This is a genomic window from Streptomyces sp. NPDC037013, assembly GCF_055607265.1.
The window spans coordinates 547319-560918 of record NZ_JBVJRV010000003.1 but is presented as its reverse complement, the minus strand read 5'-3'; the positions used below and the strand labels follow the sequence as shown (position 1 = coordinate 560918).

9 protein-coding genes are annotated in these 13600 nt (G+C 72.1%); 8 read left to right on the top strand and 1 reads right to left on the bottom strand.

Translation table 11 applies throughout. The annotated features are described in order from the left end of the window. The first annotated feature begins 32 nt into the window (after positions 1-32). The 6 genes from ACZ7DY_RS12410 to obgE all read left to right on the top strand — a co-directional run bounded on the left by ACZ7DY_RS12410 (position 33) and on the right by obgE (position 9116). Positions 33-833 (top strand): TIGR03936 family radical SAM-associated protein, encoded by an 801-nt coding sequence (locus ACZ7DY_RS12410; protein WP_471133510.1) that lies wholly within the window; start codon positions 33-35, stop codon positions 831-833. A 234-nt stretch (positions 834-1067) separates the two neighbouring features. Continuing rightward, complete coding sequence (locus ACZ7DY_RS12405) at positions 1068-5153, top strand: Rne/Rng family ribonuclease (RefSeq protein WP_471133508.1); 4086 nt, start codon at positions 1068-1070, stop codon at positions 5151-5153. A 218-nt stretch (positions 5154-5371) separates the two neighbouring features. Continuing rightward, complete coding sequence (locus tag ACZ7DY_RS12400; protein ID WP_471133506.1) at positions 5372-6724, top strand: phospholipase D-like domain-containing protein; 1353 nt, start codon at positions 5372-5374, stop codon at positions 6722-6724. A gap of 202 nt (positions 6725-6926) precedes the next feature. Beyond that, a complete protein-coding gene (gene rplU, locus ACZ7DY_RS12395; protein ID WP_127831517.1) occupies positions 6927-7247 on the top strand; it encodes a 50S ribosomal protein L21 in 321 nt (106 codons plus the stop codon). A 14-nt stretch (positions 7248-7261) separates the two neighbouring features. After that, the gene (gene rpmA, locus ACZ7DY_RS12390) at positions 7262-7516 is read left to right on the top strand and encodes a 50S ribosomal protein L27 (protein ID WP_010986870.1); all 255 of its coding nucleotides are present in this window, start codon (positions 7262-7264) and stop codon (positions 7514-7516) included. A 151-nt stretch (positions 7517-7667) separates the two neighbouring features. Continuing rightward, positions 7668-9116, top strand: a complete 1449-nt coding sequence (gene obgE, locus ACZ7DY_RS12385; RefSeq protein WP_471133503.1) for a GTPase ObgE — start codon at positions 7668-7670, stop codon at positions 9114-9116. 260 nt (positions 9117-9376) lie between these two features. On the opposite strand, the gene ACZ7DY_RS12380 is transcribed toward obgE, so the two are convergent. Continuing rightward, a complete protein-coding gene (locus ACZ7DY_RS12380) occupies positions 9377-11467 on the bottom strand; it encodes a hypothetical protein (RefSeq protein ID WP_471133501.1) in 2091 nt (696 codons plus the stop codon). Positions 11468-11762: 295 nt separating this feature from the next. On the opposite strand from ACZ7DY_RS12380, the gene proB reads away from it, so the two are divergent. After that, entirely contained in the window at positions 11763-12893 is a 1131-nt protein-coding gene (gene proB, locus ACZ7DY_RS12375) for a glutamate 5-kinase (protein ID WP_471133498.1), read from the top strand. Positions 12894-13109: 216 nt separating this feature from the next. Continuing rightward, complete coding sequence (locus ACZ7DY_RS12370; protein WP_471133496.1) at positions 13110-13598, top strand: hypothetical protein; 489 nt, start codon at positions 13110-13112, stop codon at positions 13596-13598. Positions 13599-13600 lie beyond the last annotated feature (2 nt).

Sequence of the window (13600 nt, the reverse complement as noted above, 5' to 3'; positions counted from 1 at the left end):
GACAGCCCGTAGGCCCGCCGCCCGCACCCGCGGTGCAGCGCATCCGACTGCGTTACACCAAGCGCGGCCGCCTCCGGTTCACCAGCCACCGTGACTTCCAGCGCGCCTTCGAGCGTGCGCTGCGCCGCGCCGAGGTGCCCATGGCGTACTCGGCGGGGTTCACCCCGCACCCGAAGGTGTCGTACGCCAATGCCGCACCCACCGGCACGGGCAGTGAAGCCGAGTATCTGGAGATCGCGCTCACCGCGCCGCGCGACCCGGAGACACTCCGTCAGCTCCTCGACGAGTCGATGCCCGACGGGCTCGACATCGTCGACGCCGTCGAGTCCCGCACCTCGGGACTGGCCGACCGGCTGACGGCGTCCGTCTGGGAACTGCGTCTCGACGGCGTCGAGCCCGCCGAGGCCGAGCGCGCCGCCGAGCTCTTCGCGGCCGCCGAGAAGGTCGAGGTCCAGCGCCGCACCAAGAACGGCATGCGCACCTTCGACGCCCGCGAAGCCGTCGTGAGCCTGGCACCGGTCACCGAAGGTGAACGGGCCGCTTCCGACACTGATAGGCCGACCGACAAGCCCTGTGCGATACTGCGGCTGGTTGTTCGGCACGTGACACCTGCCGTACGACCTGACGACGTCCTGTCCGGTCTCCGAGCTGTGGCCGACCTGGCGCCGCCGGTCCCCGCAGCGGTGACCAGGCTGGCGCAGGGGCTTTTCGATGAAGAGACCGGCACGGTGACCGACCCGCTCGCGCCCGACCGCGAGGCAGTGACGGCCGCATCACCCATGGCCGCCGTACCTGCCGCCGCGAAGGCGCCGGCGCCGGAAGGCCCCCGTTAAGGACGTACGTCACCGCGCCGCCCTCGTACTCGGGAGCCACCTGGGTCGGGCAGCGCACTGACCGAGACTTTCGCCAGGCCGTTCGCATTTGGGCGTACGGAACCGGCGAGACAAGACAGAGAGCTCCCGTGCGGCGCCCACGCCCCCGGATGGCGGCCCCGCGCACCTAGCGCGAGCCGCGGACATCACCGGACCAGGCGCGGCGCCCGGGAGCGTGACGGGAGAACCGCCCGCATGCTTGAGCCGAACGAACCCACTGAGGGCTCGCAGAACGACACCCCCAGCGACACCCTGCCGCCGCGCCGCAGGCGCCGCGCGGCCTCGCGTCCCGCGGGCCCGCCGACGGGCGCCGCCGAAGCCGCGGCTCCGGCCATACCGGCCACCCCCGCCCCCCAGGACGCCGTAGCGGCCGAAGAGACCGAAGAGGTGGCCGAGGCCACCGAGGCTCCGGCGCAGACCACCCCGGCCGAGGCCGGGACGGAGGCCGCCCCGGCGCCGCGTGCGCGCCGTCGTGCGACCCGTCGCGCCTCCGCTCCCGCCGGTGCGCCGCAGGCCGCCGCCGAGGTGACGGAGCCCGCCGAGGCCCCGGCCCCGGCCGCCGAGCCCGTCGCGGAAGAGACCGCGACGGAGGCCGCTCCGGCCCCGCGTGCGCGCCGTCGTGCGACCCGTCGCGCCTCCGCGCCTGCCGGTGCGCCGCAGGCCGCTGCCGAGGAGACTGCTGCCGTTGTGGCGGAGGCTCCGGCGCAGGCTGAGCCGGTTGCCGAGGAGGAGGCGCCGAAGGGGCGTGCGCGTCGCCGTGCCACCCGTACCGCTTCCGCACCTGCCGGTGCGCCGCAGGCCGCTGCCGAGGAGACTGCTGCCGTTGTGGCGGAGGCTCCGGCGCAGGCTGAGCCGGTCGCCGAGGAGGAGGCGCCGAAGGGGCGTGCGCGTCGCCGCGCCACCCGTACCGCCTCCGCTCCCGCCGGTGCGCCGCAGGCCGCCGAGAAGGAGGTGGCGGCGAAGCTCGCCGAGCAGCCGGCCGCCGCGGAGGTGGCGGAGCCCGCCGCCGAGACCGAGGCCCCGGCCCCGCGCCGCCGCCGCGCCACCCGCAAGACGGCCGCCGCCGGATTCTCCGCCCCCGCAGGCCACAAGGCCCGCAAGGCGCAGAACGCCGCCGAGGCCGACGACGAGGGCGGCCGCAAGCCGGCCCGTCCCGCCGTCGCCGTCTTCCAGGCACCGGTGTTCGCCGAGCCGATGTTCCAGACCCCGGAGCGCGCCGCCGCCGCGGCCGCCGCCGAGGCCGCGGAGGAGACCGCCGAGCCCGTCGCCGCCCCCGTGGCGGAGGAGGAGCCGGCCCCGCGCCGTCGCCGCCGCCGTCGGGCCGCCGACGAGCAGCCCGCCGTCGAGGAGCGCAGGCCCGTCGAGGCCGCCGAGGAGCAGCCGTCCGGCGAGTCCGAGGACGCCGCCGAGCAGGCCGACTCCGACGACGACGGCGAGGAGGCCGGCGAGCGCCAGGGCCGCCGCCGTCGCCGCGGTGGCCGTCGCCGCCGTCGCGGTGACTCCGCCGACCAGGACGAGCAGAACGACGTCCCGGGCGAGCCCGAGGACGCCGCCGAGGAGGCCGAGCAGGCCGTCGACGAGGAGTCGGACGCCGCCGGGCAGGCGGACTCCGACGACGACGCCGCCGACGACGAGTCCGGCGCGGAGGCCGGTGGCTCCGGCTCCAGCAGCAGCCGTCGCCGCCGTCGCCGTCGCCGCCGCGCCGGTGACTCCGTCGAGGGCGAGCCGGCCGACGGCGACCCCGAGCGCACGGTCGTCAAGGTCCGCGAGCCCCGCAAGAAGGAGGAGCGCGAGCCGGGCACCGGCGCCGACGAGGTCCAGTCGATCAAGGGTTCGACGCGCCTCGAGGCGAAGAAGCAGCGCCGCCGCGAGGGCCGCGAGCAGGGCCGCCGCCGCGTGCCGATCATCACCGAGGCCGAGTTCCTGGCGCGCCGCGAGGCCGTCGAGCGCGTGATGGTCGTCCGCCAGAACGGCGAGCGCACCCAGATCGGTGTTCTGGAGGACAACGTCCTCGTCGAGCACTACGTCAACAAGGAACAGGCCACGTCGTACGTCGGCAACGTCTACCTGGGCAAGGTCCAGAACGTGCTGCCGTCCATGGAGGCCGCCTTCATCGACATCGGCAAGGGCCGCAACGCCGTCCTGTACGCCGGTGAGGTCAACTTCGAGGCGCTCGGGATGGCCAACGGCCCCCGCCGCATCGAGTCCGCCCTGAAGTCCGGCCAGTCGGTCCTCGTGCAGGTCACCAAGGACCCGATCGGCCACAAGGGCGCCCGTCTGACCAGCCAGGTCTCGCTGCCGGGCCGCTACCTCGTGTACGTGCCCGAGGGCTCCATGACCGGCATCAGCCGCAAGCTCCCTGACACCGAGCGCGCGCGTCTGAAGACCATCCTCAAGAAGATCGTCCCCGAGGACGCCGGCGTCATCGTGCGCACCGCGGCCGAGGGCGCGAGCGAGGACGAGCTCCGCCGCGACGTCGAGCGGCTCCAGGGCCAGTGGGAGGACATCCAGAAGAAGGCCAAGATGTCCACCACCAGCTCGCCGAGCCTGCTCTACGGCGAGCCGGACATGACCGTCCGCGTGGTCCGCGACATCTTCAACGAGGACTTCTCCAAGGTCATCGTCAGCGGCGACGAGGCGTGGGAGACCATCCACGGCTACGTCTCGCACGTCGCGCCGGACCTGGCGGACCGCCTCTCCCGGTGGACCTCCGAGGTCGACGTCTTCGCGACGTACCGCATCGACGAGCAGCTCGCCAAGGCGCTCGACCGCAAGGTCTGGCTGCCGAGCGGTGGTTCGCTGGTGATCGACAAGACCGAGGCGATGATCGTCGTCGACGTCAACACCGGCAAGTTCACCGGCCAGGGCGGCAACCTCGAAGAGACCGTGACGAGGAACAACCTCGAGGCGGCCGAGGAGATCGTGCGTCAGCTGCGGCTGCGCGACCTCGGCGGCATCGTCGTCATCGACTTCATCGACATGGTCCTCGAGTCCAACCGCGACCTGGTCCTGCGCCGCCTGCTCGAATGCCTCGGGCGCGACCGCACGAAGCACCAGGTCGCCGAGGTCACCTCGCTCGGCCTGGTCCAGATGACCCGCAAGCGCGTCGGCCAGGGGCTCCTGGAGTCCTTCTCCGAGACCTGCGTGCACTGCAACGGCCGCGGCGTCATCGTCCACATGGAGCAGCCCACCTCCGCCGGTGGCGGCGGCAAGCGCAAGAAGCGCGGCCGCGGTGGGGCCGACCAGCAGGACCACGGTCACGAGCACACGCACGACCATGAGGCGCAGGACGACGGCATCGAGAGCGCCGCCGAGGTCGAGGCCGAGGTGGCCGCGCCGATGGCGCTGCCCGAGCCGGAGTTCGTCGCGGACGAGGAGCTGTACAGCAGCGCCGCCGAGGCCGAGGCCGCCGCCTCCCGCGGTGGCCGCTCGCGGCGCCGCGCCACCCGGCGGGCCTCGGCTCCGGCGGGCGCCCCCCGCGAGGAGGCCGCCCCGCAGGAGCAGTCCTCGCAGGAGCAGCCCCCGAAGGAGGAGGCTCCGAAGGCGAAGAAGTCGGGCCGCAGGGCCAAGGCCGCCGAGAAGGCCGAGCGGGCCGCCAAGGCGGAGGCCGAGGCCGCCGAGGTCCCGGTCGTCGAGTCCGAGGTCGCGCGCACCGAGGCGCCGGCCGTCGAGGACCCGATGGTGGGCTCTCCCGCAGCCGTCGAGGCGGCGCAGGAGGCGCACACCGAGGCGGTTCCCGAGGCGCCGGAGCAGGACGCCGCGCCGAAGGGACGTACGCGCCGCCGTGCGGTCCGCAAGGCGACGTCGCCGGCCGGTTCGCCCAAGACGGACCAGGGCGCCGAGCCCGGGGCCGCCGAGGTGATCGTGGCCGAGGCGCCCAAGGCGGAGCCTGTCGCCGAGCCGGTGGCCGAGGCCGTGGCGCAGGCGCCCGTCGCCGACGCCGCGCCGCCCCGTCCGCGCCGCCGTGCGGTCCGCAAGGCCACCGCGCCGACCGCGCCCGAGGAGACGGCCGTCGTGGTCGTCCCGGCGGCGGAGAAGCCGGTCGCTAAGGCCGAGGCCGAGGCTCCTGCCGAGGAGGCCGCGCCGGCCAAGAAGACGGCGCGCAAGACGGCCGCGAAGAAGGCGCCGGCGAAGAAGACGGCCGCCAAGAAGACCGCGGCCAAGAAGACGGCCGCCAAGAAGACGACGGCCAAGAAGGCGTCGAAGACGACGGCGAAGAAGGCCGCGGCGGCGGAGCAGACGTCGTCCGGTGTCTCCGCGAGCACGTCCGACGAGGGCTGAGCCCGTCACGACCCGGTGCCCCCTCTCCCGCCTCGGCGGGGGCAGGGGGCACCGGTCTGTCCGGAAAACGCTGTTCTGCAGCCCGAAAGCGTGAAGTGCGCCCCCTCGCCTTGGAGCGTGGGGAGTTACCTGTAAAACTCATGCGATCTGACGAACGAACAGAGACGTGCGCGCGCCGTTGGGGAGACGGCGTGTCCGCGTCAGGGGAGGGATGACAGATGGCGCACGTGCGCCTGCGGGGCACAGGGCGGCACCGCGCCGTGAAACCGGTCAAGGGCGGCCGTCAGGCGGTGGCGCTGGCCACGGTTCTCTCGGCGGCCGGGATCCAGGCCGCGGGTTCCGTGGGGAGCGCTTCGGCGGACACGGGACCCACCTGGACCGAGGGCCCGATCTTCAACGATCCGAAGGGCACCCCCGACCAGCAGTACGCGGTGCGCACCCGGCTGATCGAGCTGACCAACTCCGCGGTCCCCGGCTCGACGATCAAGGTCGCGGTCTACCACGTGTGGGAGGCCCCCATCGTCGACGCGCTGATCGACGCGAGGCACCGCGGCGTGCACGTGCAGATCCTGCTCGACTCGACGAGCAGGACCGACCGGCCGACGAACATGTCGTACGCCAGGCTGAAGACGGAGCTCGGCACGGACCGGAGCGGGTCGTCCTTCGTCTCGCTCTGCCCGACGGACAAGTCCTGCCTGGGCAATCCGGCGTACGGCAAGTCGATCATGCACAACAAGTTCTGGCTCTTCTCCGAGGTCGAGGGCGCCAGGGACGTGGTCGTGCAGACCACGTCGAACTCGACGCCGTCGGCGCACACGAAGTTCTACAACGACGCGCTGCTGCTGCCGGACAACCCCGCCATGTACGACGCGTACGCCGAGTACTTCACCGACATGACCGGCAAGCGCTGGGCGGACTGGGACTACCGCACGGTCAGCAGCGGCCGCTACAAGGCGTACTTCTTCCCGCGCAACGGCACGGTCAACGAGACCGACACCATGTACTCCGTCCTGAACAACGTGCAGTGCACGTACAAGGACGCCGCGGGCACCACCCGGCACACGAAGGTCCGCGCCGCGATCTTCAAGATCACCCGGGAGCAGATCGCCGACAAGCTCGTCTCGCTGCAGAAGGCGGGCTGCTCGGTCAGCATCCTGTACGCGGAGACGGACAGCGCCAAGAGCCAGGGCGGCACCCCCGGCACCTGGGAGCAGCTGCACGCGTCGGGCGGCCCGTCGGTGCGCTGCTTCAACGACGACCGGGACCCGCTGCACCCGGGCACCCCGCTCGTGGCGCCCTACATCATCCACTCGAAGTACCTGCTGATCGACGGCGTGTACGACGGCCGGCCGAACAAGGTCTCCTTCACCGGTTCGCAGAACTACACGGCGCCCGCCCTGCGCGAGAACGACGAGGCGATCGTCAAGATCGACGACGACTCGGTGCACGACACCTACCGCGCGCACTTCGAGCGCACGCGGGCCGTGGCCTGGCCGGGCAGCGCCGACAAGACGGACCTGTGCAGGGGCGTCAAGCCGCTCCCGCAGGACGGTGAGAAGCCGGTCCGCTGAGCGGGGGGACGGGGCCGGTTTGACCCTGTCGGGCGGGCCCCGTAACCTTGACCGTCGGCGTGTTCCTATGCACCGCCACCCCTCGTAAACCTTTTTCCTCTCGTGACGTGGGCCTCCGGGGCCCAGGCCGTGAGAGAGGCTGTTCCGCTTCTGCGGACGGCTGGACTGCGGGGGCACCGTTCCGAGCGAGAGAGAGATCCGCGTGTACGCCATCGTGCGCAGCGGTGGTCGCCAGCACAAGGTTGCTGTCGGCGACATCGTTGAGGTTGACAAGATTTCCACTGCCAAGGTTGGCGACACGGTCGAGCTCTCGACCCTGCTCGTTGTCGACGGCGAAGCCGTGACGAGCGACCCGTGGGTCCTTGCCGGCATCAAGGTCCAGGCCGAGGTCGTGGACCACCACAAGGGCGCGAAGATCGACATCCTTCGCTACAAGAACAAGACCGGCTACCGCCGTCGCCAGGGTCACCGCCAGCAGTACACGGCGATCAAGGTCACCGGCATCCCCACGGCTGCGAAGTAAGGGACTGAGACAAGATGGCACACAAGAAGGGCGCATCGTCCACTCGGAACGGTCGCGACTCCAATGCTCAGCGGCTCGGCGTGAAGCGCTTCGGCGGTCAGGTCGTCAACGCCGGTGAGATCCTGGTCCGCCAGCGCGGCACCCACTTTCACCCGGGCTCGGGCGTCGGCCGCGGCAAGGACGACACCCTGTTCGCGCTGGACGCCGGTGCGGTGGAGTTCGGTACGCACCGCGGCCGCAAGGTCGTGAACATCGTTCCGGTCGCCTGAGTCCGTCGTACCGACTGATCAGGCGCTCGTCGAGCGAGTTCTGCGAGGGCGGACCCTTCTTCCCGGTTTCGGGAAGCGGGTCCGCCTTTCGCGTGTTCTAGATAGAAACACCCCGCACGTGACATTTCCGTAATTCTGGAGGCACCCCACCATGACCACCTTCGTGGACCGCGTCGAGCTGCACGCCGCCGCGGGTAACGGAGGCCACGGCTGTGCCTCCGTTCACCGTGAGAAGTTCAAACCGCTCGGCGGTCCGGACGGCGGCAACGGCGGCCGTGGCGGTGACGTGATCCTCGTCGTCGACCAGGACGTCACCACCCTTCTGGACTACCACCACAGCCCGCACCGCAAGGCCACCAACGGCCAGCCCGGCGCCGGCGACAACCGCTCCGGCAAGGACGGCCAGGACCTGGTCCTGCCGGTCCCGGACGGCACGGTCGTCCTCGACAAGGAGGGCAACGTCCTCGCCGACATGGTCGGCCAGGGCACCACCTTCGTCGCCGGCCAGGGCGGCCGCGGCGGCCTCGGCAACGCGGCGCTCGCCTCCGCCCGGCGCAAGGCCCCCGGCTTCGCGCTGCTCGGCGTGCCCGGCGAGGAGCGCGACCTCGTCCTGGAGCTCAAGACCGTCGCCGACGTGGCCCTGGTGGGCTACCCGAGCGCCGGCAAGTCCTCGCTGATCTCCGTGCTGAGCGCGGCGAAGCCGAAGATCGCGGACTACCCGTTCACGACGCTCGTCCCCAACCTCGGCGTGGTGACGGCGGGTTCGACCGTCTACACCGTCGCGGACGTGCCCGGTCTCATCCCCGGCGCCAGCCAGGGCCGCGGCCTCGGCCTGGAGTTCCTGCGCCACGTCGAGCGGTGCAGCGTGCTCGTGCACGTCCTGGACACGGCGACCCTGGAGTCCGACCGCGACCCCGTCTCCGACCTCGACGTCATCGAGGCCGAGCTGCGGGAGTACGGCGCCGGGCTGGAGAACCGCCCGCGTCTCGTCGTCCTGAACAAGATCGACGTGCCGGACGGTCAGGACCTCGCCGACCTGGTCAGGCCCGACCTGGAGGCGCGCGGCTACCGCGTCTTCGAGGTGTCGGCCGTCGCCCACAAGGGGCTCAAGGAGCTCTCCTTCGCCCTCGCCGAGCTGGTCGCCGAGGCGCGTGCCGCGAAGCCGAAGGAGGAGGCGACCCGCATCGTCATCCGGCCCAAGGCCGTCGACGACAGCGGCTTCACGGTCAAGCGCGAGGAGATCGGCGGCGAGCCGCTGTTCCGCGTGCGCGGCGAGAAGCCGGAGCGCTGGGTGCGCCAGACCGACTTCAACAACGACGAGGCCGTCGGCTACCTCGCGGACCGCCTCAACCGCCTCGGCGTCGAGGACGAGCTGATGAAGGCCGGCGCCCGCAGCGGCGACGGCGTCGCCATCGGCCCCGAGGACAACGCGGTCGTCTTCGACTGGGAGCCGACGATGATGGCGGGCGCGGAGATGCTGGGACGCCGTGGCGAGGACCACCGTCTGGAGGCGCCCCGCCCGGCCGCCCAGCGGCGCAAGGACCGCGAGGCGGAGCGGGACGAGGCCCAGCGGGAGTACGAGGGCTTCGAGCCCTTCTAGGGCGTCTTGCCAGGCGTCGCGTCTGGTCCGCGACGCCTGGCACACGCGCTCGCCGCGTTGTCGGGCCCGCCCGAGTACGCCCGGTACGAGGGCGACCCTCCGCCTTGCGATCGCACGCACCAGACGCCGCGGGCCACGCCCTTCAGGCGAACGACGCGACTTCGCGGACACGCCAGCGCCTCCCGCGGTGACGAGAAGGGCCCCGGAGCTTGTGCTCCGGGGCCCTTCCCCTGTGCCGGGGGGTGACGCGTGCGTCGCGGTTACGCGGTGACCGCGTCCTCCGCGCCGTTCTGCTCCGACGCCTCCTGCTCGGCCTCCTCGGCCGCCTCCTCGGCGACGCGCTGGCCGGGGATGTCGGCGTCGACGCGCTGGTCCATGCGGGCGCGCCGGGCGTCGGCCTTGGCGCACAGGGCGAGCGCGGCGGCGTTGAAGCGGACCAGGGAGGGCGGGTCCGAGGGGCCAAGGAGGTGCTCCTTGAGCCCGGCGCGGGCCTCCGCGTAGGAGTCCAGCTCGGGGGAGCGCACGGCCTGCAGGAGGCCCGCCACGCCGTCCGCCTCGGGGGTGAGGATCGTCGCCGCGGACGCCGTCGGGAAGCTCGCGCGGAACTCCGCCTCGGTCAGGCCCGCCGTATTGGCGACGGCGTACGGCTTCTCGCTGCTCAGCCAGTCGGAGACGACCGAGGAGACGTCGCTGATCAGCAGGTCGGCCTGGTTGAAGCAGGAGAAGATCGCCGGGCGGGCCGACGTGATGATCTGGTGCTCCCACTCGGGGAAGGAGGCCCAGAACGCGTTCTCCCACGCCGCCGTCGCCGCGGCCACCACGGCCTGCTGGTCGCCGTCCGGGGAGCCCTGGAGCATCATCCGCTCCTGCTCGTCGGCGCTCTTGCGGAAGGACCGGGCGGTGAGCCGGTCCAGCTCGGCGGTGCGGCGGGTCAGCTCGGCCGCGGCCTCGGCTCCGGGGCGGGCCCCGGAGCGCTTGGCGTTGGCGGCGAGGATCATCGCCTTGATGCGCTCGTTGGCGGCGCCCGCGCGCGGGTCCTGCGAGCCGGTCATCGGGTGCGGCTTGTACAGGAGGCGCACGCCCGGGTCGGCGAGGAGCTCACGGACGATGTTCTCGCCGGCCAGGACCACCGAGGTGTTGCCGGGGTTGCCGTCCCAGCCCTCCCAGGTGGGGGCGTACAGCACGGTCGTGTACGTCCCGGTGGGCGCGCCGGAGTAGGGGCGGATCGGGGACAGCTGCGGGCGGCCGACCTCGACGACGTCCTTGTCCTCGACGCCGATGTCCGCGAGCTGGTAGCGGTCGCGGGCCGCGGGTCCCGCCACCCAGACCTCGTCGTACGCCTTCGCGTAGGGGTTGCAGGAGGAGAGCTTGTCGCTCTCGCCGTGGTTGATGAAGGCGTGCTTGATCGTGGGGATGCGCAGCACCTGCGAGGTCTTCGCGGCGTTCGCCGGGTGCAGCATCATCTTCAGCGTCGACGTCTCCAGGGAGAACATCGTGGCGACCTTCGGGAAGCAGATGATCGGCACGTCCGTGGCGTCGATCTTCTGCACCATGAACCGCTCGCGCAGCACGATCAGCGGCTTGCCGTCGAGCGCGGAGAGGGTGGAGAGCCACATGTTGGCCTGGTAGGCGGAGGTGGAGCCGCCGGAGAAGTACATGGCGACGGTCGGCTTGTACTGCGCGAGCCACTCGTCGAGCCACTCCAGGACCTGCTGGTCGTTCTTGGCGCGCTTCTTCGGGAGCAGCCAGGTGGCGAGGTAGAGCGCGCCGGCGCCGATCAGCGTGAGGGAGACGGCGAGCCCGATGCCGCCCCAGAACGCGTCGGTGGTCGCCGCGGTGACCAGGAGGCCGATCGTCGTCGGCACCGAGAAGGTGAGCAGGCGGTGGGCCTGGCGGCGGGAGAGGATCCGCGGCGGGGCCGCCGTCAGGTGCAGCTTCGAGGTGTCGATGTTGCGCGTGACGATCGGCAGCGAGCGGGTGCGGCGCACCAGCACGGCGACGGCCTGGCAGCCGAAGTGCAGGGCGTAGAAGGAGAGCAGCGCGATGGTCAGCGGAGACTGCTCGGCCAGCGGCTCGATGCCGTCGATGCGCAGCAGACCCACCAGGATCAGCATGTCGCGCAGCAGCTGGCGGACCGTGACGTCGAAGCGGATCTTGCCGAGGAGGGAGAGGAGGCCCGGCTGCTTGTACTGCAGGTAGACGTCGAGCGCGAGGTTCGCGGCCGCCGCGGCGATGAACGCCGGGACATAGGGGATCAGCGCGGTCGCGAGCTGGGTCGCGAAGAGCGCGAACATCGCGAACAGCGCTGACAGCTGCACGATGCGTCGGGGAACGAGTCCGGCAGAGGGCACGGGCTTGGGCTCCTGGCGGGGATGAAGAGGGAATGGGGGGAAGTCGACCACTGACCGTATGACGCGCAGTGGCTCCCTAGCAATCTTCCGTGACATCAATCACCGGATAAAGGGGCAAACAGACTGAATCTCGGAGCCGGTTTCCGACTCTGACTTCGTTACGGACGTGTCACCGGCACCCCGGTCCGCCCCTCGAAACAGGCGGGCGCCCCGGCCGTGGCCTCACGTAGATTGCAGGTCCGGAGAGTACCGCCGGGGCATCGGGCTCACTTATCGGGATCACTTGGGGAAGAGCGTGGCAGCGGCAAGGCAGTCAGTGGCAGAGGCGCGGCGCGTCGTCGTCAAGGTCGGGTCGTCGTCCCTGACCACCGCATCGGGGGGCCTGGACGCGGACCGGGTCGACGCGCTGGTCGACGCGCTCGCCAAGAGCCGCGCCACGGGGGCGGAGCGCGAGATCGTGCTCGTCTCCTCCGGCGCCATCGCGGCCGGCCTCGCCCCGCTCGGCCTGGTGCGCCGCCCCAAGGACCTCGCCAGGCAGCAGGCCGCCGCCAGCGTCGGGCAGGGGCTGCTCGTGGCCCGCTACACCGCCTCCTTCGCGCGCTACGGCGTACGGGTCGGCCAGGTGCTCCTCACCTCCGACGACATGGCCCGCAGGGCCCACCACCGCAACGCCTCGCGCACCCTCGACCAGCTGCTCGCGATGGGCGCGCTGCCGGTCGTCAACGAGAACGACACCGTCGCCACCGACGAGATCCGCTTCGGCGACAACGACCGGCTCGCCGCCCTCGTCGCGCACCTCGTCCACGCCGACCTGCTCGTCCTCCTCTCCGACGTGGACGGCCTCTACGACGGCGACCCCGCACGGCCCGGCACCTCCCGCATCGACGAGGTCAGGGGCCCCGCCGACATGGCAGACGTCGAGATCGGCAGCGCGGGCAAGGCGGGCGTCGGCACCGGCGGCATGGTCACCAAGGTCGAGGCGGCCCGGATCGCCGCGGCCGCCGGCATCCCCGTCGTCCTGACGTCCGCGAGTCACGCAGGCGACGCCCTCGCGGGCCGCGCCACGGGCACGTACTTCCACCGCACGGGCCGCCGCTCCGCCGACCGGCTGCTGTGGCTGCAGCACGCCTCCGAGCCGCGCGGCGCGCTCACCCTCGACGACGGCGCGGTGCGGGCGGTCGTCGAGGGGCGCAAGTCGCTGCTGCCGGCCGGTATCGCCGGGGTCGAGGGGGAGTTCGCCGCGGGCGACCCGGTCGAGTTGAGGGACGGCGCGGGGCGGGCGGTGGCGCGCGGTCTGGTGAACTTCGACGCCAAGGAGGTCCCGCTGCTCATCGGCCGCTCCACCCGGGACCTGGCGCGCGAGCTCGGACCTGCGTACGAGCGGGAGGTCGTGCACCGGGACGACCTCGTGCTGCTGCACGGATAGGCGCCGGAGAAGTCCCAGGTCGCGTCGGACCAGTCGCCCCACCCATCACGGGCGGCCCGGCCGAAAACCGCCGCGAACGGCACCGGCCCGCCCGCTCCCGCGAGGTGAAACTCCCCAAAACCGCCCCGCGGGACGGCTTGGGCTGGTCAACTTTGGTGAAGACAGTTCCGCACGACCATTGCGTATCCGCATCACCATTGCGTAAAGGAGGCCGTCGTGAGGCGAGTGCGTCCAGGGGCGGCATCCCGCGGCCCGGCCGGGCGGGCGCTGACGAGCGTCGCCGCGGGCGCGGTGTACGAGAGCGACCCCCGCCGGGGGAGCGAGGCGGACCAGCGCGAGAGCCAGGAGGGCGAGACGGTGGACGCGCCCCGGCTCTGGCACGTCACGCTGAGCGTCTCGGGCGCCGAGGCCCCGCTGGACGAGGTCAGACGAGGTCTCGAACAGCTCGCCCACGACCACCCCTTTCTGCTCACCAGCAGGTACGCGCCGGACCACGCCGAGATCCGCTACTGGGAAGAGGCCCGCGATCTGCACGACGCGGCCGCGGTCGCGCTGCGGCTGTGGGGCGAGCACCGCCAGAGCGCGCAGCTGCCGCCCTGGGAGATCGTGGGGCTCGAAGTGATCGGTCGGGACACCTATCACCAGCGGATAGCGGAGGGTTACGGCCCGTTACCGGCCACTCCCGTGGGTGTGCACCCGTTTTGACC